The 18,925-nt window shown below is 65.4% G+C and carries 17 protein-coding genes and 1 pseudogene; 13 read left to right on the top strand and 5 right to left on the bottom strand.

What is annotated here, in order from left to right:
- Nucleotides 1-18 precede the first annotated feature (18 nt).
- Nucleotides 19-555, bottom strand: a complete 537-nt coding sequence (locus tag C566_RS0106415; RefSeq protein WP_026266448.1) for a DUF1697 domain-containing protein — start codon at nt 553-555, stop codon at nt 19-21.
- 13 nt (nt 556-568) lie between these two features.
- A complete protein-coding gene (locus tag C566_RS0106410) occupies nt 569-1,288 on the bottom strand; it encodes an IclR family transcriptional regulator (RefSeq protein WP_026266447.1) in 720 nt (239 codons plus the stop codon).
- A gap of 130 nt (nt 1,289-1,418) precedes the next feature.
- Here C566_RS0106410 and leuC point away from each other — a divergent pair, with 130 nt between their 5' ends.
- Together leuC and leuD are read left to right on the top strand one after the other, a co-directional pair.
- Nucleotides 1,419-2,873 carry a 3-isopropylmalate dehydratase large subunit gene (leuC, locus tag C566_RS0106405; protein WP_018773514.1) on the top strand — a complete coding sequence of 485 codons (1,455 nt, stop codon included), beginning with the start codon at nt 1,419-1,421 and terminating at the stop codon, nt 2,871-2,873.
- Between the two features lie 88 nt (nt 2,874-2,961).
- Nucleotides 2,962-3,564 (top strand): 3-isopropylmalate dehydratase small subunit, encoded by a 603-nt coding sequence (gene leuD / locus C566_RS0106400; RefSeq protein ID WP_018773513.1) that lies wholly within the window; start codon nt 2,962-2,964, stop codon nt 3,562-3,564.
- A gap of 171 nt (nt 3,565-3,735) precedes the next feature.
- Here leuD and C566_RS21000 read toward each other — a convergent pair.
- A pseudogene (locus C566_RS21000) lies at nt 3,736-5,257 on the bottom strand (HNH endonuclease).
- A gap of 390 nt (nt 5,258-5,647) precedes the next feature.
- Nucleotides 5,648-6,166, bottom strand: coding sequence for a GNAT family N-acetyltransferase (locus C566_RS0106390; RefSeq protein ID WP_018773511.1), 519 nt, complete (start codon nt 6,164-6,166; stop codon nt 5,648-5,650).
- Between the two features lie 249 nt (nt 6,167-6,415).
- Here C566_RS0106390 and murA point away from each other — a divergent pair, with 249 nt between their 5' ends.
- From murA to C566_RS0106365, 5 genes are all read left to right on the top strand, one after another.
- The gene (gene murA / locus C566_RS0106385) at nt 6,416-7,741 is read left to right on the top strand and encodes a UDP-N-acetylglucosamine 1-carboxyvinyltransferase (RefSeq protein WP_026266446.1); all 1,326 of its coding nucleotides are present in this window, start codon (nt 6,416-6,418) and stop codon (nt 7,739-7,741) included.
- 10 nt (nt 7,742-7,751) lie between these two features.
- On the top strand, nt 7,752-8,498 hold the full coding sequence (locus tag C566_RS0106380; protein WP_018773509.1) for a lysophospholipid acyltransferase family protein: 747 nt from the start codon (nt 7,752-7,754) through the stop codon (nt 8,496-8,498).
- Nucleotides 8,499-8,512: 14 nt separating this feature from the next.
- Entirely contained in the window at nt 8,513-9,562 is a 1,050-nt protein-coding gene (locus tag C566_RS0106375) for an NAD(P)H-dependent glycerol-3-phosphate dehydrogenase (RefSeq protein WP_018773508.1), read from the top strand.
- 17 nt (nt 9,563-9,579) lie between these two features.
- On the top strand, nt 9,580-10,710 hold the full coding sequence (locus C566_RS0106370; RefSeq protein ID WP_018773507.1) for a D-alanine--D-alanine ligase: 1,131 nt from the start codon (nt 9,580-9,582) through the stop codon (nt 10,708-10,710).
- An 85-nt stretch (nt 10,711-10,795) separates the two neighbouring features.
- On the top strand, nt 10,796-12,655 hold the full coding sequence (locus tag C566_RS0106365; protein ID WP_018773506.1) for an FAD-dependent oxidoreductase: 1,860 nt from the start codon (nt 10,796-10,798) through the stop codon (nt 12,653-12,655).
- An 88-nt stretch (nt 12,656-12,743) separates the two neighbouring features.
- On the opposite strand, the gene C566_RS0106360 is transcribed toward C566_RS0106365, so the two are convergent.
- The gene (locus C566_RS0106360) at nt 12,744-13,244 is read right to left on the bottom strand and encodes a DUF3515 family protein (protein ID WP_018773505.1); all 501 of its coding nucleotides are present in this window, start codon (nt 13,242-13,244) and stop codon (nt 12,744-12,746) included.
- A 362-nt stretch (nt 13,245-13,606) separates the two neighbouring features.
- On the opposite strand from C566_RS0106360, the gene C566_RS22060 reads away from it, so the two are divergent.
- The 6 genes from C566_RS22060 to C566_RS0106330 all read left to right on the top strand — a co-directional run bounded on the left by C566_RS22060 (nt 13,607) and on the right by C566_RS0106330 (nt 18,922).
- Nucleotides 13,607-13,843, top strand: a complete 237-nt coding sequence (locus C566_RS22060; protein WP_018773504.1) for a hypothetical protein — start codon at nt 13,607-13,609, stop codon at nt 13,841-13,843.
- A gap of 149 nt (nt 13,844-13,992) precedes the next feature.
- The gene (locus C566_RS22640) at nt 13,993-14,154 is read left to right on the top strand and encodes a hypothetical protein (RefSeq protein WP_018773503.1); all 162 of its coding nucleotides are present in this window, start codon (nt 13,993-13,995) and stop codon (nt 14,152-14,154) included.
- Nucleotides 14,155-14,159: 5 nt separating this feature from the next.
- The gene (locus tag C566_RS0106345) at nt 14,160-15,419 is read left to right on the top strand and encodes a glycosyltransferase family 4 protein (protein ID WP_018773502.1); all 1,260 of its coding nucleotides are present in this window, start codon (nt 14,160-14,162) and stop codon (nt 15,417-15,419) included.
- Nucleotides 15,419-17,155: a glycosyltransferase family 4 protein gene (locus C566_RS0106340; RefSeq protein ID WP_231386260.1), complete on the top strand. Its 1,737-nt coding sequence runs from the start codon at nt 15,419-15,421 to the stop codon at nt 17,153-17,155. The genes C566_RS0106345 and C566_RS0106340 overlap by 1 nt, the downstream gene beginning before the upstream one ends.
- Nucleotides 17,152-18,045 carry an ABC transporter permease gene (locus tag C566_RS0106335; RefSeq protein ID WP_018773500.1) on the top strand — a complete coding sequence of 298 codons (894 nt, stop codon included), beginning with the start codon at nt 17,152-17,154 and terminating at the stop codon, nt 18,043-18,045. Before C566_RS0106340 ends, C566_RS0106335 begins: the two co-directional genes overlap by 4 nt.
- Nucleotides 18,032-18,922, top strand: a complete 891-nt coding sequence (locus tag C566_RS0106330) for an ATP-binding cassette domain-containing protein (RefSeq protein ID WP_018773499.1) — start codon at nt 18,032-18,034, stop codon at nt 18,920-18,922. The genes C566_RS0106335 and C566_RS0106330 overlap by 14 nt, the downstream gene beginning before the upstream one ends.
- Nucleotides 18,923-18,925 lie beyond the last annotated feature (3 nt).

Genomic DNA, 18,925 nt, shown 5'->3' with positions numbered 1-18,925 from the left:
GGCCGGCGGGAGCCCCGCCTAGATCCCGGCCGCGGCGTCGCGGACCTTGATCATGGTGCGGAGGTTGCGGGTGGTGGTGGCGGCCTTGTACTTGGCCTTCGAGGAGAGCTTGCTGAAAGGGCTGTCCAGGGTGCCGCCGGCGGGGGCGAGCCAGGCCATGGCCTCGGGGCCCAGCCGGGTAAGCTCGGCCCCCGCCAGGGCACTGCCTGACTCGAAGAGCTCCGAGAGCACCGCCTCGTCGGAGGCGAGCGTCAGGTACGTATGGGTGGAGGCGTCGTCGGCCGGGTAGGGGCACGCGTCGACCAGCGCTGCCACGCGGTCCGCGGTCAGCACCACCACCCAGGCGTCGTAGCCAAAGGATTCCCGCAGGCACGCCTCAAATTCCTGCTTCACGCCGGCGGGATCCAGTTCGCTGGCCAGCACGACATTCCCGCTGGCCAGCAGGGTCACGACGCCCGAAAATGGCCGGGACTTCAGGGCGTTCTTGAGATCGGCCATCTTGATATTGATGCCGCCCACGTTGATGCCCCGCAGGAACACCGCATAGCTGTTCATGGGCACAGCATACTTAGTCGTTGGTCTTGCGCAGCGCTTCAGTCAGGACACGGCCGGCGTTGCAGACTACTTCGGCGTGCAGCCGCCCCGGCTGGCGGGTCAGGCGCTCGATCGGGCCGGAGATGGACACCGCGGCAATCACGCGGCCGGATGGCCCGCGGACGGGGGCCGAAACGGAGGCGACGCCCGGCTCGCGTTCGCCGAGGCTTTGGCCCCAGCCCCGGCGTCGTACTCCCGCCAGGACGGTGGGGGTGAAGCGGGCGGACTGGAGGCCTTCCAGGAGGCGGTCGTGGTCCTCCCACGCCAGCAGCACCTGGGCGGCGGAGCCGGCCTTCATGGACAGCTGGGTGCCGACGGGGATGGTGTCGCGCAGCCCGATCGGGCGTTCGGCGGAGGCCACGCAGACGCGCCAGTCACCCTGGCGGCGGAAGATCTGGGCGCTTTCGCCGGTGGCGTCTCGCAGCTGCATGAGCACGGGGCCGGCGGAGGCGATGAGGCGGTCCTCGCCGGCGGCGGAGGCCAGTTCCACCAGACGGCTCCCGAGCACGAAGCGGCCCTGGATGTCGCGGCTCACAAGCCTGTGGTGCACCAGCGCGAGGGCCAGCCGGTGCACGGTGGGCCGGGCCAGTCCCGTGGCCGCCACCAGCTGCGCCAGGGTGGTGGGGCCGGCCTCAAGTGCGTCAAGCACATGGGCCGCTTTATCGATGACACCGACTCCACTAGAATTGTCCATGTAATGATATTGACGTCTCATTATCTGAGATGCAAGTCAACGCGCTGGCGTATTACTTGGCTGTGCTGGTTCAGTGGAAGAGATAGTCCGTCGGAACGCACAATACTTACCGCAGTGAAGGGAGCAGGCCGTGGCAAAGACACTGGCCGAGAAAGTCTGGGACGCGCACGTTGTGCGCAAGGGGGACGGCGAAGGAGCCAACGCCCAGCCGGATCTCCTCTTCATTGACCTCCACCTCGTGCACGAGGTGACGTCGCCGCAGGCCTTTGAAGGTCTGCGGCTCCCCGGCCGCAAGCTGCGCCGGCCGGACCTCACCATCGCCACCGAGGACCACAACACTCCCACGCTGGATATCGACAAGCCAATTGCCGATCTCACCAGCCGGACCCAGATCCAGACCCTGCGCAACAACTGCCAGGAGTTCGGCGTCCGCCTGCACTCCCTCGGCGACGCCGAGCAGGGAATCGTGCACGTGGTGGGCCCCCAGCTGGGCCTCACGCAGCCCGGCATGACCGTGGTCTGCGGCGACTCGCACACCTCAACGCACGGCGCCTTCGGGGCGCTCGCCATGGGCATCGGCACCTCCGAGGTGGAGCACGTCATGGCCACCCAGACGCTGTCCCTGAAGCCGTTCAAGACCATGGCCATCAACGTTGAGGGCACGCTGCGCCCCGGCGTGAGCGCCAAGGACATCATCCTGGCCGTCATCGCCAAGATCGGCACCGGCGGCGGGCAGGGCTACGTGCTGGAATACCGCGGCTCCGCCATCCGTGCGCTGTCCATGGAAGCCCGGATGACCATCTGCAACATGTCCATCGAGGCCGGCGCCCGCGCCGGGCTGGTGGCTCCGGACCAGACCACGTACGACTACATGCACGGCCGCCCGCATGCGCCCGAGGGCGCCGACTGGGATGCCGCCGTCGAATACTGGAACACGCTGCACACGGACGACGACGCAGCGTTCGACGTCGAGGTGGACCTCGACGCCGACACCCTGGAACCGTTCGTGACGTGGGGAACCAACCCGGGCCAGGGCGTGTCCCTGTCCGCAAAGGTGCCCTCGCCGGATGACTTCGGCGATGAGAACGCCAAAGCCGCCGCCGAACGCGCCCTGCAGTACATGGGCCTCGAGGCGGGCACCCCGATGAAGGACATCCGGGTGGACACGGTGTTCCTGGGCTCCTGCACGAATTCCCGGATGGAGGACCTCCGGGCCGCCGCCGACATCATCCGGGGCCGGACCAAGGACCCTGCCGTGCGGATGCTGGTGGTGCCCGGTTCCGCCCGCGTCCGGCTCGAGGCTGAAGCCGAGGGCCTGGACAAGGTCTTCAAGGACTTCGGGGCCGAATGGCGCTTTGCCGGCTGCTCCATGTGCCTGGGCATGAACCCGGACCAGCTGGAGGTGGGGGAGCGCTGCGCCTCCACGTCCAACCGCAACTTCGAGGGGCGCCAGGGCAAGGGTGGCCGCACCCACCTCGTCTCGCCGGTTGTCGCTGCGGCGACGGCGGTCCGCGGCACCCTGAGTTCGCCGTCGGATCTGGACCCTGCTCCGGAGTCCGCGGCGGTCCGAGTCGACGCCGCGTAGTTTCCGCCGCGTAGTCACCGCCTTCCCCGCCCAGATCCGAAGCCTCGATCCACACAGCCTCGATCCATACAGTCCCGAAGGATCCGCCATGGAAAAGTTCACCACTCACACCGGAATCGGTGTCCCGCTGCGCCAGAGCAACGTCGACACGGACCAGATCATCCCCGCCGTGTACCTCAAGCGCATCACGCGTACCGGATTCGAGGACGCCCTCTTCGCCGCATGGCGCAAGGACCCGTCCTTCATCCTGAACCAGGCACCGTTCAACGCAGGATCCGTTCTGGTGGCCGGTCCCGACTTCGGCACGGGTTCCTCCCGCGAGCACGCCGTCTGGGCGCTGAAGGACTTCGGCTTCAAGACGGTCCTGTCCTCCCGCTTTGCCGACATTTTCCGGGGCAACTCCGGCAAGCAGGGTCTGCTCGCCGCCGAGGTCGCCCAGGACGACATCGAGCTCATTTGGAAGGAACTAGAGAACGCCCCGGGCACCGAGGTCACGGTGGACCTCGTGTCCAAGACCGTGCAGTGCGGCAACATTGTGGCGCCGTTCGAGATTGACGACTACACACGGTGGCGCCTCCTGGAGGGCCTGGACGACATCGGGCTGACCCTGAAGCACGAACCCGATATCACCGCGTACGAGGCCACCCGGCCTTCCTTCAAGCCCAAGACGCTGCCTGCCCGGTTGTCTTAAAGTCCCAGACCTGAGACTTCTGGGGCATGGGCCGGGGGGCTCCGAGCCTCCGAACTTCGGGAAGCCGCCTGGTGATGCGCCTGGTAATGACGTGCCGCCGTCGAGTTGCAAGACTCGACGGCGGCACTCGTGTTTGTGCGGTGCCCGTGTTTTGTTCGGCACTCACCGCGCTCAGGCCGCCGGGACGGCAACGCGTTTGCGGCTCTTGAGGGCCTTCGCCCGAACCCGGATCAGGTGAAGCTGGCGGGGCCTTGGCTGATCTGTGGCTGATGGGCGAAGCGGCGTCCCCGGCAGGGGTGGTGCGGTGGAGTGGTAGGTGTGGCCGGTGGGGGTGGTGAGCTCGATAGTGTGCCTGCTTCTGCCGTTGCCGGGTTCGGCTTCAGGGCCGGGGGCGTGCAGTCCAGCCGGGGGTTTCTTTGGTGTGGTTGCAGGCTTCGCAGAGGCCGGCGCCGTTGTCTGTGGTGGTCGGGCCGCCGGTGTGCCAGGGGATGATGTGGTCCAGGTGGCGGATCGGGGCGTCGCAGTAGGGGGTGCGGCAGGTGTCGTCCCTGGTTTGGATGAAGCGGCGCAGGCCGGGTGGGAAGAGCCGGGCGCGGGAGTCCATGGCGACGAGCTCGCCGGTGCGCGGGTGGGTGTAGAGCCGGCGGAGCCAGAGGGTGAACGCGGGGTCATCGGCGGCCCGGGACGCGTCACCGGTTCTGATGGGGCTGCCGGACTGGCCGTCAACGTTTGTGTCTGTGTTGGTGGCCGCGGCGCCGGGCCCAGGGGGACCACTGTGCCCCGGGGGAGTGCCGCCCTCGCCGCTGTGTGCCCTGCCCGGGGCCGGGTTGATGAGGGCGCGGGCCCAGCCGGCGGGGACGGTGCCGTAGCCGGTGAGCCGGGCGGGTTCGGCGTCTCCCTGGAACGGGGTGCGGTCGGTCATGATGACCTGGATCTCGATGCCGCTGATCCCGCCGGGGGTGCCGGTGGTGCGTTCGACCATGGCATCGGCCATCAGTTGCCCGCGGCCCCGCGGATCCCCGGCCGCGCGGAGGGTGTCGGCGTGCACGGTGAGGGCCTTGTAGTCGGCGACGCCGGCGGTCACGGGCAGCAGGGCGGTCAGGTGGCACATGGTGTCGGGGGCCGGGCGGAGGCTGACGTGCCGGTCGGATACGGCGGGCGCGGCGCGTTCGGTCACGGTGCGGGGGTCACGCCGGTAGGCAGCGGCCTGGGCCGCCGCGACCAGGGACCGGTCCCCGGCGCCGGCGAACGTTCCGGTGTCAGCGGCGAGATCGGCGTCGACGGCGGCCCGGTCGGCGGGGGTCAGGCAGGCGGTTTCGCGCACGAGCAGGGTGGCGCGCCATTCGTTGAGCTGCCCGGTCTGCAGGGCGGCGAGGGTGTGGGGCATTTCGGTCACGAGGGCTTTGGCCAGGCCCAGGAGCCGGCCGCCCCTGGCCGGGGATTCGCGCCGGGCGAGGGCGAGTTGCGCGCCGATCCCGGCGCCGAGCTTCTCGGCCGGGACGCCGAGCCGGGCTTGTTCGCGGCGCTGGAGCAGGTCGAAGGCCACGGCGAGCCGGGCCTGTTCCGCGGACGCGGCGGATTTCTGGTCTTCCAGTTCCCGGATCCGGTCAATGATCCCGGCACTGTCCGCGGCCGGGCCGACGGCAGCCAGCAGGACCGCCAGGTCCGCCACGTCGGCGACGGCCGTGTCCATGGGGCCCGGTCCGGCGCCCAGCCGGCGGCGGCACGGCTCCCGGCGCGGCCGAAGCCGCCGTCGCCGTGTCCTGCCCGAACCACTTCGGGCCCCTGATTGCCGTCCATGAATACAGTCTCCTCCGGGGGACGGACATTTAGCGGAGACAGAGACGGGCGGACAGACCGCGGCGACCCGTGGGTGGTCACCGCACCGATGGCGGCATTACACACTCCGGCACCGCCACCCGTGGCGCCGATACCCCGCCCGCCGGCCGCTCCGCCCCGGGCGCGGCCGAGGCCGGCGCCGCCGTGCCCCGCCGGAACCGCGTCGGGCCCCTGATTGCCGTCCACGAAACCAGTCTCCTCTGGGGCACGACAATCAGGTTGTTCCCTCTACATGTGCTTCCGGTTAGGCGGGCTCGATCCAGTAGCGGCGTTTGCCGTTGCGGCTGTCTTCGTAGACGCCGCTGTTCTTTTCGATGGTGGCCCGGGAACCGGCGTTATCTTCATCGCAAGTCAGGAGAATCCGGGAGATGCCCAGTTCTAGGGCAATTGGCAGGGCGCTGGCCAAAGCAGCAGCTGCGTGGCCGCGGCGCCGTGCGGAAGGCCTCACGCTATAGCCGATGTGCCCACCCTCGTTGAGGAGGAAATCGTTCAGCTCGTGCCGGATGGCCAATGAGCCAAGAAAGGTGTCACCGTCCATGATCCACAGGTACGTGCAGGGTACGTACCCTGGTTTCCGCGGGCTCTCCGGCCGGGCATCGTTGACCAGGGAATCGACGAAGCGGCGGAACGAGTGGTCGTCAACGAGTTCTTCCAGTGGCCAGTCCTCCGCACCCGCGCCGTCCCGGTGGGCACCGTCAAATTCGGCGGATCCTTCCAGCCAAGAGGAGTGATAACTGACGTCCGGAGCGATAAGGCGAGGCATCTCACGATCGTATTCGAAGGGTTCTCCTCTTCGGAGGAGCCGGTTCTATCTTCGGTCCCACCCGGAGGGCCCTCTGCGCCCACCCGACGCACCGTCCGCAGGCCCGAAAGCGGTGCCGCATCCGTGCCGACAGGGCCAACACGAGGCCGCTGGAACCGCTCTGTATTTCAGATCGGTAACGGATGCTCCTATGCTTAGCTGGAGCCTTTGTAAGGATTCGGGGGCGAGTAGTCGTGAGGAAACCGGTATATGAGTAGTGTTCTGACAATCCGCGGAGGCGTCCCGCTAACTGGCCGCGTCACCGTTCGCGGGGCCAAGAATCTTGTCCCCAAGGCCATGGTTGCTGCCCTTTTGGGCAACGAGCCATCGGTGTTGCGCAACGTGCCTGAAATCAAGGACGTCGAGGTTGTCACGAGCCTGCTCCAGCTCCACGGCGTCAGGGTCGACAAGGATCCCGTGACCGGCGATCTGACGCTTGACCCGAAGGGCGCCAAGACGGCCTCCAGCACGGCCATCGACGCCCACGCCGGCGATTCGCGCATCCCGATCCTGCTGTGCGGGCCGCTGATCCACGCCATCGGCGAGGCCTTCATTCCGGACCTGGGTGGCTGCAAGATCGGCGACCGTCCGATCGACTACCACCTCAATGTCCTGCGCCAGTTCGGCGCCGTCGTGGAAAAGCGCCCCGGCGGCATCCACATCTCCGCGCCCAACGGGCTCAAGGGCGCCAAGATTGCGCTGCCCTACCCGTCCGTGGGCGCCACCGAGCAGGTCCTGCTGAGCGCCACGCGCGCCGAAGGCATCACCGAACTCTCCGGGGCGGCCACCGAGCCGGAAATCGTGGACCTCATCGCGGTGCTGCAGAAGATGGGCGCCATCATTAGCGTCCAGACTGACCGCACCATCCGCATCGAAGGGGTCCGGGACCTCGGCGGCTACAACCACCGCGCCCTCTCGGACCGCAACGAGTCCGCCTCCTGGGCTTCCGCGGCCTTGGTCACCCGCGGCGACATCTTTGTCGAAGGCGCCACGCAGCGCGACATGATGACCTTCCTGAACACGTACCGCAAGGTCGGCGGCGGCATGGACATCGGCGACGACGGCATCCGCTTCTACCACCGCGGCGGCAAGCTCAACCCCCTGGTCCTCGAAACAGACGTGCACCCCGGTTTCATGACGGACTGGCAGCAGCCGCTCATCGTCGCACTGACCCAGGCCGAGGGCGTTTCGATCGTCCACGAGACCGTGTATGAGAACAGGTTCGGTTTCACCGATGCACTGATCCGCATGGGCGCCAATATCCAGGTCCACCGCGAGTGCCTCGGCAGCGTGCCGTGCCGCTTCGGGCAGCGCAACTTCCTGCACTCCGCCGTCATCTCCGGTCCGGCGCAGCTCAAGGGCACCGACATCGACGTGCCGGACCTGCGCGGCGGATTCAGCCACCTCATTGCCGCCCTGGCCGCCACCGGCACCTCCCGCGTCACGGGAATCGACATCATCAACCGCGGCTACGAGCGCTTTACCGAGAAGCTCGCGGGCCTCGGCGCCGATTTCGACATCACCTCGGTCAAGTAGCGGGGGACCTGTGAAGGAATCGGCCAAGAGCCACGTCACGTTCGTGACAGTCGCCGGGATTATCCGTCCCGTGATGAACCTCCTCATGGGAAAGAAGTGGGAAGGCCTCGAAAAGCTCCCCGCCGGGGGCTTCATTGCCGCGCCCAACCACTGCACTGAGATCGACCCGCTCGTGGTGGGGCACATGCTCTACAACCAGAAACGGATGCCGCATTTCCTCGCCAAGGCCGGCCTCTTCAAGGTGCCGGTACTGGGCGCTGTCCTGCGGTCCACCAAACAGATCCCGGTGGAACGTTCGACGACGGGGGCGAACCGTTCGCTGCAACTCGCCAAAGAGATCGTGAGCGAAGGCGGGGCGATTATCATCTACCCGGAGGGAACCCTGACCCGGGACCCGGCACTCTGGCCGATGAAGGGGCATACCGGTGCGGCGCGCATGGCGCTGGAGAGCGGCATTCCCGTGGTGCCTATCGCCCACTGGGGTGCTCAAGAGGTCTTCCCGCGGTATGCGAAGCGTTTCTACATTTTCCCCCGCAAGACTTCCCGCCTCGTGGTCGGGGATCCCGTGGACCTGAGCGCCTTTGAGGGCCGCCCGCTGGACAAGGCAACGCTCGACGCAGCCACGAATGCCATCATGGACGCCATCACTGGCCTCCTGGCGGGACTGCGCGGAGAACAACCGCCCGCCGAGCGGTGGAACCCAGCAGCGCACAACCAGCCAACGCACGGCCGTATAGACCCGGACGTCACAGCGTGACGGCGGATTTGGCGATGTCAGCCAACCGCGAATCCGGGTCCGCCGCCACAGTGGCCGTCCTGGGGGCAGGCTCCTGGGGCACGACTTTCGCCAAGGTCGTGGCCGACGCCGCCACAGCCTCCGGCGTCGAACGAGACATCCGTCTCTGGGGCCGGCGGCCCGAAGTCGTGGACCAGATCAACACCATGCACCGCAACGAGCAGTATCTGAAGGGCATCACGCTGCCGTCCAGCATCACGGCGTCGAAGGACGTTTCCGAGGTCCTGGCGGGCGCGGAGCTGGTCATTCTGGCCGTGCCGGCACAAACCCTGCGGCCGCAACTGAAGGCCTGGAAGGAGCATCTGGCGCCCGGGGCCGTCGTGGTGTCCCTGATGAAGGGCCTCGAGCTCCACACGGACGCCCGTATGAGCGAGGTCATTTGCACGGAGCTGGACCTGCCTGCGGACCGAGTCGCCGTGGTATCCGGCCCCAACCTGGCCATGGAGATCGCCCGGGAAGAGCCAACGGCATCCGTCGTGGCCTGCACGGAACCGGTCACCGCAGGCTGGATCGCGCGCAGCTGCACCGCGCCCTATTTCCGCCCGTACACCACGAGCGACGTGATCGGCGTCGAAATCGGCGGGATCGTCAAGAACATCATTGCCCTGGCCGTCGGCATCTGTGAAGGCAAGCAGATGGGCGACAACACCAAGGCCTCGGTCATCACCCGCGGCCTGGCGGAGACCTCCCGGCTGACACTCGCGCTGGGCGGCGAAGCCCGGACCATGGCGGGGCTTGCCGGACTGGGTGACCTGGTAGCCACCTGTTCCTCACCCCTGTCCCGAAACCACACGGCCGGCAGACTGCTGGGCAAGGGGCTGACGCTCGAGCAGGTCACCGCCGAAATGAAGCAAACGGCCGAAGGCATCAAGTCCAGCCAGGCGGTCCACGAACTTGCCGGAAAGCTCGGCGTCGATATGCCGATCACGGCCGCCGTCGTCGCGGTCCTTGCCGGAAAACTGTCCGTAGACGAACTGGGGCCGCTGCTGCTGTCCCGGGACCTGAAACCCGAAGGCGATCACTGAGAGTGTCAGAGAACAACATGAGCACAGAAGGCCGTAAGGGCCAGCCCAAGCCCCGCGTGGCGGTGCTGTTCGGCGGCCGCTCCAGCGAGCACGCCGTCAGCTGCGTGACAGCTGCCGGGGTGCTGGGCGCCATCGACAAGGACAAGTACGACGTCATCCCGATCGGGATCGCCAAGACCGGCCAGTGGGTTTTGGCCTCCGGCGGGACCGACGAGTGGTCGCTCTCCGCCTCGTCGTTGCCCGAGGTGGCACCCTCGGCGCAGACCGTGACCCTGGCCGAGATCGGCGGCGAGCACCAGCTGATCGTCGCAGCCCCGAATACTGTTCCGCAGGAGCTCGGCGCCGTCGACGTCGTCTTCCCGCTGCTGCACGGCCCCTTCGGCGAAGACGGAACCATCCAGGGCCTCCTGGAACTGTCCGACACCCGATACGTGGGCGCGGGCGTGCTCGCGTCCGCCGTCGGCATGGACAAACACTTCATGAAGGTGGTCTTTGAATCGGCCGGGCTCCACGTGGGACCCTACATCGCCGTGACCGACCGGCAGTGGCGCAACGATCCCGAGACCGTCCGCAAGCGCGTGGACCAGCTCGGCTTCCCGGTCTTCGTCAAGCCCGCCCGGGCAGGGTCTTCCATGGGCATCTCCAAGGTGGACTCCCTCGAGGGCCTCGACGCCGCCATAGAGATCGCCCGCGAGCACGACCCTAAACTGGTCATCGAGGCCGGCATCACGGGCCGTGAGATCGAATGCGCCGTGCTGGAGGGCCGGGGGACCGATGCTCCCCGGACATCGATGCCGGGCGAGATCTCCGTCGCGGGCGGCGGGCACGAGTTCTATGACTTCAACGCCAAATATGTGGACGACGCCGCGGCCCTCAGCTGCCCGGCCGACCTCCCCGAAGAAGCGATCACCAGGGTTCGGGAACTGGCCGCCGTCGCCTTCGACGCCCTCGGCGGCGAGGGACTGAGCCGGGTTGACTTCTTCTACACCCCTGATGGCGAACTGATCATCAACGAGATCAACACGATGCCCGGGTTTACGCCCAAGAGCATGTACCCGCAGATGTGGAAGGCCTCAGGGCTGGGCTACGCCGATCTGATTGACGAGCTGATCCACCTGGCCCTGCACCGCAAGACCGGCCTGCGCTAGGCCCTTCTGACGGTAGGGCGTACCGGGGGCGGCAGGCCGTCTGAATCAGCCAAAGGTGCTTGCCGGCCGGCGCTAGGATTAGCGAATGACCTCGAGCATCTACAAGCCGGCGGAAAGATTCAAGATCTATCCCGACGGCGCAATCGCAAATCTCATTGATCCTAGAACACCTGAACAGGCAGCCGCCTGGCTTGAAATTCCTGAAACGATGGACCGCAGTGCAGACGTTGTCGTCGCAGGCGGCGGTATTTCAGGCATCGCTGCCGCAATTGCGGCAGCGCGACGCGGTTGCAGCGTCATAGTAGTGGAGCCGACCCACATGCTGGGCGGACAGGGCACGGCAGCCGGGGTGTCCGCATTCGACATCACTTACAACTACGACCATGCTCTAAACGACCATGGCATCTGGTCCGAGATCATGGAACGTGTGATTCGTATCTATGACGAAGAGCTGCAACGCCCGGTCAACGTCTGCCACTACTTGCTTCGGTCCATCGGGCCGAATGTGGTCGTCGTCGAGCGTGTATTTTTCGAGATGCTTCGCGATGAAGGAATCACCGTACTCCGGAACACCGCATTCACCGGGGCTTACCGGTCCGGCCCTTTGGTCACCGGAATCGAAACAACCGCGGGTCCCGTCATGGGAAAGATTGTCATCGATGCGACTGAAACCGGCGAAATCCTGGCACTGGCCGGCGTTCCCCACAGGGTAGCGAACGGTCGTTCGAACGGACTCACGTATCAGCCTTCCAATGCTTACAAAGGCCGGATTCAGGACATCACCTACACGGCAACAATCCGCCGTTATGATGAAGGTCTCCCGGAAGCCCTGAAGATCACCGAGGCCCCGCGCGGCTACGATGGGTGGCTTAAAGTTTTCCGCACCTTCTACCCGCCGCAGGGTGTGGAGAATCCGCAGAAAAAGGGCAGGTTTGGACCACACGGTTTCGCCGGCTACCGCGCGGCCGTGGATCTATCGATCAGCAACATGCAGATCGGAACCCAGTGGGACGAGGTCACCAGAACAAACCTGAACTACTACAACGATCACCCGGTTCACGGCACCTACCTGACGGACCCTGATTCGAGGCTCAAGTACGAGTCGGAAGCCATCCTGAAAACGATTGGCATTATCTACTACCTCCAGAATGAACTGGGTCTGCCCTGGTCTGTGGTTACCGATGAAGGATTCAACGACGGACCCCAGACGCATCACAACCCGTACGTGCCGGAGATTTACTCGGAAATTGAGAAGCACATGCCTCTTATTCCGTATATCCGCGAATCGCGTCGCCTCATCGGGGATGTCACTTTGACCGGAAAGATGATGTTCCGCAGGGCTATGCACACGGAAGCGCCGTGGCGCTCGGACAGCATCGCGGTTGGCACGTACCACCCGGATCTGCATGGCGGCCGCCGGCCTATTGACTTCGAGGAGTACCTGGGCGAGAGCATCGCCGACAAGCCAGTGCGAGAGACGTTCGGCCCCTATCCCATTCCCATGGGAACCCTAATCCCGGAGTGGGTCGACGGCTTCCTTGCGGCGGAGAAGAACATTTCAACTTCGCGGCTGGCAAGCGGCGCGACCCGGGTTCACCCGACAGTTTCAGCAATCGGTGAAGCTGCAGGTGCCATAGCGGCAATTTGCGTGAAGTACGGGGTTCAGCCCAGGCAGATCCCCGTCGCGGCTGTTCAGCTGACACTGGCTGAGGGTGGCGTGTTGCTTACACCTCTCTTCGTGGACGGTGTCGACAAGGGCACGCCCGAGTTCGTGAAGGCGACGCTGGCGATCGCGAGGAAGCGAGTCCCGATGCCAATTGTGCGACCCCGTGCCGAAGAACCGCGAATCGAGGCGGATTTGACCGAGGCCATAGCCGCCGGAGAACACTCCATCGGATACCTCGAGCCGTGGAGGATCGAGGTCAGAACGCCCGTCAGCGTTTAAAGCTCATGGCCCCACTTTCCGTCCCGGAGAGTGGGGCCATGAATTGGCTCTGCCACAGTGGAATCGGTTCGCCGGCTGCGGCTGGAACCTATTTGCTTGTCGGCAGGTCCTGCAGGTCCTCTTGCCCGACGCATTTCCGGGTGGCCGGGATCTTCAGCGCGGCGGCGGAGAGGTCCGCGAGCACGGTGGCCGAACTGATCTTGTCCGGATCCATCAGGATCTCCGTGGCCGGTTCCCGGCCGAACGTGGTCAACGTCCACACGGGGTTGCCTTCCTTGATGACCCAATCGACGTTGTTGACGCTGACGCAGCGGTCCGTCGTGGGGCCGGGAACGTTTACCCCGCAGCGCAGAATCACTTGGGACGGATCGCCCCAGGCCGCCGTGGCCTGGGCATTGGTCTTCCGCAGCCTGGCATCGCCGATCGCGTCCGGCAGGGCCAGCATCATCGGCGCGCAGGCCGCGTTCGCGGCATCCTTGGCGGGCGTGACGTCGACCACCGGCGAGCAGGATGAAAGTGCGACGGCGGCCGAGACGGTGACCAAAGTAATGGCAAGGCGCGCGGAAACCGGACGGCTGAATCGGAGCATTTATCCAGCTTAGCCGGGACCGCGTGGCGCTACGGTTACGGGTTCAGGAGTGCGGGTAACATCACTTGAAACAGCCTGACTCTAGCCTTCGAGTAGACTGGGACCTCGTGCACCTCTGGGGCTCTGCCGACAAAGACGTTAGTGTTGGCCGCATAACGCACACCTGATTCAATCTCGCACTGTGGGGGAGGGACTGTCGATGACGTCGTGCAGCCGAAAGAAATCCATAAGGATCGGGCTGGGAGCTTTGCTTCTAGCCGCTTCAGTCATGGGCACGGCGACAGCCGCCAATGCTGCGGTAGCCGTTCCCCACCCTCTCGTCCGATTCCTGACCACGACGCCGGCTCCTTCGCCCGGCTCCGGTGATCCTCTTCAGCCAGCGGACCCCGCTCCTGAGCCTGCTCCTGAACCTGTTCCGGTCCCTCCCGAACCTGTTCCGGCTCCGGCGCCCGCCCCGGCTCCTGCGCCCGCTCCTGCACCAGCGCCCGCCCCGGCTCCTGCACCTGCACCAGCGCCCGCTCCGGCTCCTGCACCAGCACCTGCCCCTGTTCCCGCGCCAGCACCTGTTCCGGTTCCCGCGCCCGCTCCTGCGGTGGTAACTCCCGCTCCTGTACCGGTAGCGCCGGCCGTCGTAGCTCCGGTTGTCCCGGTCCCCGAGCAGACTCCCTCGGAAACCCCGACCCCAACACCCACACCGGCGCAGTCCACGGCGCCCGCCATCATCGCTACTCCCACCAAACCTCCGGTCATGGTGAAGTCGGAGGTCCAGGCGGCAGTGGCCGTTGCCACGGGCAGCCCCTTGGCCGTTCAGGCCATCACCGTACTGGTGCTGCTGGGCATGGGCTTTGCCTACTTCCGGTTCATCGGTTCCAAAAAAGTCACCGGCGTTCCGCGCACTGGTAAGTCCTGACATCCATGCAGGATGAAGCCCTGGTGGAGTCGACTGCGCCTGATCCCGTGAGTGAAAGCCTGCGGGTCACGCTGATTACGCACTCCTACTGGCCGGAACAGAGCCCTCCACAGCGCCGCTGGACCGCCATGATCAAGGAGTTCTCGCACTCAGGCTGGGACGTCGACGTCGTGACTCCGGTGGCACATTACCCCTTCGGGCGCCGGGCCCTCCCGCGTTGGATGGCTGGCAGGCCGTTCCGGCTGCGCAACGGCCAATTCACCGAAAAAATTCTCCACGTCCCTTACCTGCGCCACGGCAACTCCCGCGCCGCGCGGCTGCTGGACCAGTGCTTTTCGGCCTTTCTGTCGATTCCCGGCGGCATGATGGTCCGCAAGCCGGACGTCGTCATTGTCACCGCCCCCGGCCTCCCCTCGCTTGCCGCTGGCTATGTCGTCGCCAAATTGCGCGGTGTACCCCTGATAGTGGAAATGCGTGATGCCTGGCCGGACCTGGCCCGGGACGCCCGCCTCGTGCAAGGCAGTGTCAAAAGCGTTGTGGAGCATGTGGTGGACTTCGTCCAGCACCGGGCGGACCTCGTAGTCACGGTGACGGAGGGCTTCGCCGCCACGCTGCGGTCGCGCGGTGTCCGCAACGTGGCGACCGTCAGCAACGGAGTGCATCTGGATGCCATCCCCGTGGTCGGGCCGCCGGAGCCCGAGCGGGACGTCTTCGAGGCCTTGTACCTGGGGAACCACGGCGAGAGCCAAAAGCTCGACGTCGCCATCCGCGCAAGCGCCCTCGTGGGGGACTCCATGCACTTGCACATGGTGGGCCACGGGACCCAGAGGCCGGCGCTGGAGAAACTGGCCCGCAAATTGAAAGCCCCTGTCACGTTCCACCCGCCCCTGACCGGAGACGCCATGCTGGAACGTTACGCGTCGGCGGACACTTGCATCGTCTCCCTGCGGGATGACTGGAAATCCTTTGAGACCACCGTGCCGTCTAAGACCTACGAAGTTCTGGCGATCGGCCGGCACGTCACCGCTGTGGTGAAGGGAGAAGCTGCCCGAATCGTCTCGGACGCCGAGGCCGGCGACATCGTGGCCAGCGATCCGGAACAGCTGGCGGCACTGTGGCGTGAGCTGGCTGCCGACCGCGGCCGCCTGGTCCGCAACGGCGACAGCCGCCAGTGGGTCAAAGCTAACGCCGAGTACGAGCAACTCGCCGGCCGCTACATGGAACTGATCACCGAACTGCTCGCGGAAGCCCGCCCTAACCGATGATGCAACTGCTCAAAAACGTCCGGCTGGCCCAGGGTGTTGTCCGCCAACACCTGACAGACGATCCCGTCATCCTGTTCCTGCAGCTTTCGCGCAGGCTGCCCTCGGCCGTCCTTCCCCTCGCCAAGCGCCTGTGCAAGCTGGCGCCGAAGAACTCCACCTCCGCGGCCGTATTGTTCGCGGCCCTCGCCGCCGGTGACGGCGCCGACCTCGAACGGCGGCTGCGCATCGCTGCCGACGGCTCCGTCGAGGGGGAGCGGGCGCGACGCCTGGCCGACGTCGCCCTTGCCGCGAACCTCCCGGCGTTATCCGACGATTTCCTGACCAAGGCAAGTACGGCGCAGCGTCTCAAACAGGCCCGGGCACGTCGCCTCTGGTATGACGGCGACGTCAGCGGCGCGGTCGAGGCCCTCAATGGCTCAGGAGCGGCGGGACAGCGGCAACGTGCCCGCCTGGCCGCTGAGGCGGCCATCCTGACGGATGCATCGCCCTCCCTGGAACGCCGACCCTACGAACCGGTTCCCGGCCGGATTCTTCATCTGCTGACGAATTCGCTGCCGCACACCGCCAGCGGCTATGCCCAGCGCTCCCACTCGACGTTGCTGGCCCAGCAGGAAGCCGGCTGGGACGTGCTTGCCGTCACCAGGATGGGCTACCCCGTGCAGGTCGGTAAACTCCTCGCAAAATCCACGGACACCGTGGACGGGATCCGGTACCAGCGGCTCCTGCCGGGCACGATGGCCCAGTCCATTGACGCCCGGCTGCAGCAGCAGGCGGAGGAACTGCTGGCCGTGGCCCTGGACTTCAAGCCGAGCGTTCTTCATACCACCACGCACTACGTCAACGGACTCGTGGTACGTGCCGTGGCTCAGGCCCTCGGGATTCCCTGGGTCTACGAGGTCCGCGGTCAACTGGCCGACACCTGGGCGTCCACCCGCGGGCCCGAGGCCCGGAGCAGCGAAAAGTACCGGATGTTTCAGCGCCGGGAAGCAGAAGTCATGCAGCATGCTGATCTGGTGCTGACGCTCGGGACAGCTATGAAGGCCAACATCGTTGCTGCCGGGGTCCCGGAGAGCAAGGTCCTCATTGCCCCCAACGCTGTTGGCGGTGACTTCCTTACCGAGCCGCTGGACAAGGCCAGTGCCCGGCGTGAGCTCGGTCTCGCAGAAGACGGACAATTTATCGGCACGGTGAGCAGCTTGGTACCCTATGAAGGGATCGAGGACCTCATGGCCGCGTTTGCTTTGCTTGCGGCGGACATGCCTCAGCTCCGACTCCTGATCGTTGGAGCCGGTTCCTCCATGCCATCGCTGCAGGTTCAGGCGCAGCGGAGCGGATTCATCAACCGCATCATCTTCACAGGCCGGGTGCCTCGGGGCCAGGCGGCCCTGTACCATCAAGCGCTGGATGTTTTCGTTGTGCCGCGCAAGGACCTGGAGGTGACGCGTTCCGTGACACCGCTCAAACCCGTGGAGGCCATGGCCTGTGCCCGGCCCGTGGTGGCCAGCAACTTGCCGGCGTTGACGGAAATCGTCGAAGACGGCGTAACCGGCCTTTTAGCGGAGGCGGGGGATCCTGTCTCAATCGCCACGGCGATCCGGGAACTGCTCTCCGAGACACAGCTCGCAGCAAAATTCGGAGCTGCCGGCAGGGAACGCGTGTTGCAGGAGAGAACATGGGCCGCCAACGCGGTTGCCCTGGCACGAGAGTTGGAAATGCTGGGAGTAACTAACAGATGAGCGTCCAGGAGCAGACCCAGGCGGACGAGGCCAAGACACCCACGATTTCTGTGCCAGTCAACCTCGTCCGGCTAAGCAAGGTGGGGCAGCGGCCCGACTTCCTCGATTACTTGGTCCAGCTGTGGGACCGAAGGAGCTTCATCTTCTTCGACGCCCGCGCGCGGGTTCAAAGCGGCAACGACAAAACCCATTTGGGTACCGCGTGGCTTGTCCTGACCCCGGTGCTGAACGGCCTGAGTTTCTACCTGATCTTCGGCGTATTCCTAGGCACCAGCAAGGGCATTGAGAACTTCATTGGCTACTTGATCATCGGCGTCTTTACCTTCCAGATGAGCACCCGGTCCATTCTGGGCGGAGCCAAGTCGCTCACCAGTAACACGTCAATGATCCGGGCCTTCCAGTTTCCGCGGGCGGCCCTGCCCATTGCCGTCAACGTGCGGGAGTTCCTCTCCAACGTTCCCGTGACGATCGTCATGCTGTTGTTCGTCATCTTCACGGCACCGGCCGAGGAAATCACCTGGCGATGGTTGCTGATCGTTCCGGCGCTCGTGCTGCAATTCCTGTTCAATCTCGGGATTGGCATGTTGCTGGCGCCGCTCCTGCTCAAAATCCCGGACCTAAGCCACCTGCTCTCATTCATCATTCGATTCTTGATGTATGTCTCTGCCGTATTCTTTGCCGAGAGCCGCTTCGGTAAATACCCCGTCATGCGCACCATCATGGACTTCAACCCGATTTACCAGGTCATCAAGATCATTCGTGACTCGGTCCTTTACGAAACCACGCCGGCCTGGCGGTCATGGGCTGTCCTGGCACTGTGGGCGTTGGGTTCCGTTGCTGCGGGGCTGTTTGTGTTCTGGCGCGGAGAGGAAAGCTATGGACGTGTCTGAGGTAACGGGCGACCACATCGCCGAGCCAACAGTAGTGGTGGACGACATTTCGGTCGTTTACCGGACCAAGAACCAGACTCCAGGGCGGACCAATGCCCGCTCCTCCGTCTTGAGTAGCCTGAGGAACCGCCGTCTCGGCGACAAGGCGGTCAAGACCAGGGCGTTGAACAAGATCTCCTTCGTGGCCAACCAAGGTGACTCCATCGGCATTATCGGCCGGAACGGGTCCGGGAAGAGCACCCTGATGAAGGTCCTTGCCGGGCTGATCATCCCGGACACCGGCACCGTCTATGCCTCAAGCAACCCCATCCTGCTCGGTGTCAACGCGGCACTGATCAGCTCCATCTCCGGTGCCCAGAACATTCGGCTCGGCTGCCTGGCCATGGGCATGAGCCACGCAGAAATCGATGCCAAGTTCGATGACATTGTCGAGATGTCCGGCCTGGAGCACGAGATCTACCACCCGATGAACTCCTATTCCTCGGGCATGGGCGCGCGCCTCCGCTTCGCCATCGCCGCTGCCGTGGACCCCGAGATCCTGCTCATCGATGAAGCACTCAACACCGGTGATGCCCAGTTCAAAGATCGCTCCAAGGCCAGGATGGAGCACGTGACCAACCAGGCCGGAACCGTGTTCGTTGTCAGTCACAGCCTCGGGACCATTACGGGCATGTGCAACCGCGCCATCTGGATCGACAAGGGCGACTTCATCATGGACGGAACCCCGGACGACGTCGCCAAGGAATACCGGAACTTCATTTGGCGCATGAACGAGGGCAACGCCGACTACGGCCGCCAGATCCGGGCAGAGCTGATGGCAAGCCTTCCGGAAATGCGGACCACGCTGCTGCCCAACGGCTGGAAGCGGTCCAGGTAGCGA

Source organism: Arthrobacter sp. 131MFCol6.1 (genome assembly GCF_000374925.1).
Classification (GTDB): Bacteria; Actinomycetota; Actinomycetes; order Actinomycetales; family Micrococcaceae; genus Arthrobacter.
This window is presented reverse-complemented; position numbering and strand designations above follow the sequence as displayed.

Bases quoted from the DNA above. Each gene is read 5' to 3' on its own strand.
- C566_RS0106410 (WP_026266447.1), bottom strand. From the start codon at position 1,288: ATGGACAATTCTAGTGGAGTCGGTGTCATCGATAAAGCGGCCCATGTG.
- C566_RS0106340 (WP_231386260.1), top strand. From the start codon at position 15,419: ATGCAACTGCTCAAAAACGTCCGGCTGGCCCAGGGTGTTGTCCGCCAA.
- C566_RS0106335 (WP_018773500.1), top strand. From the start codon at position 17,152: ATGAGCGTCCAGGAGCAGACCCAGGCGGACGAGGCCAAGACACCCACG.
- murA (WP_026266446.1), top strand. From the start codon at position 6,416: ATGAGTAGTGTTCTGACAATCCGCGGAGGCGTCCCGCTAACTGGCCGC.
- C566_RS0106365 (WP_018773506.1), top strand. From the start codon at position 10,796: ATGACCTCGAGCATCTACAAGCCGGCGGAAAGATTCAAGATCTATCCC.
- C566_RS0106375 (WP_018773508.1), top strand. From the start codon at position 8,513: ATGTCAGCCAACCGCGAATCCGGGTCCGCCGCCACAGTGGCCGTCCTG.
- leuD (WP_018773513.1), top strand. From the start codon at position 2,962: ATGGAAAAGTTCACCACTCACACCGGAATCGGTGTCCCGCTGCGCCAG.
- C566_RS22640 (WP_018773503.1), top strand. From the start codon at position 13,993: ATGGTGAAGTCGGAGGTCCAGGCGGCAGTGGCCGTTGCCACGGGCAGC.
- C566_RS0106345 (WP_018773502.1), top strand. From the start codon at position 14,160: ATGCAGGATGAAGCCCTGGTGGAGTCGACTGCGCCTGATCCCGTGAGT.
- C566_RS0106415 (WP_026266448.1), bottom strand. From the start codon at position 555: ATGAACAGCTATGCGGTGTTCCTGCGGGGCATCAACGTGGGCGGCATC.
- C566_RS0106390 (WP_018773511.1), bottom strand. From the start codon at position 6,166: ATGCCTCGCCTTATCGCTCCGGACGTCAGTTATCACTCCTCTTGGCTG.
- C566_RS0106370 (WP_018773507.1), top strand. From the start codon at position 9,580: ATGAGCACAGAAGGCCGTAAGGGCCAGCCCAAGCCCCGCGTGGCGGTG.
- C566_RS0106330 (WP_018773499.1), top strand. From the start codon at position 18,032: ATGGACGTGTCTGAGGTAACGGGCGACCACATCGCCGAGCCAACAGTA.
- C566_RS0106360 (WP_018773505.1), bottom strand. From the start codon at position 13,244: ATGCTCCGATTCAGCCGTCCGGTTTCCGCGCGCCTTGCCATTACTTTG.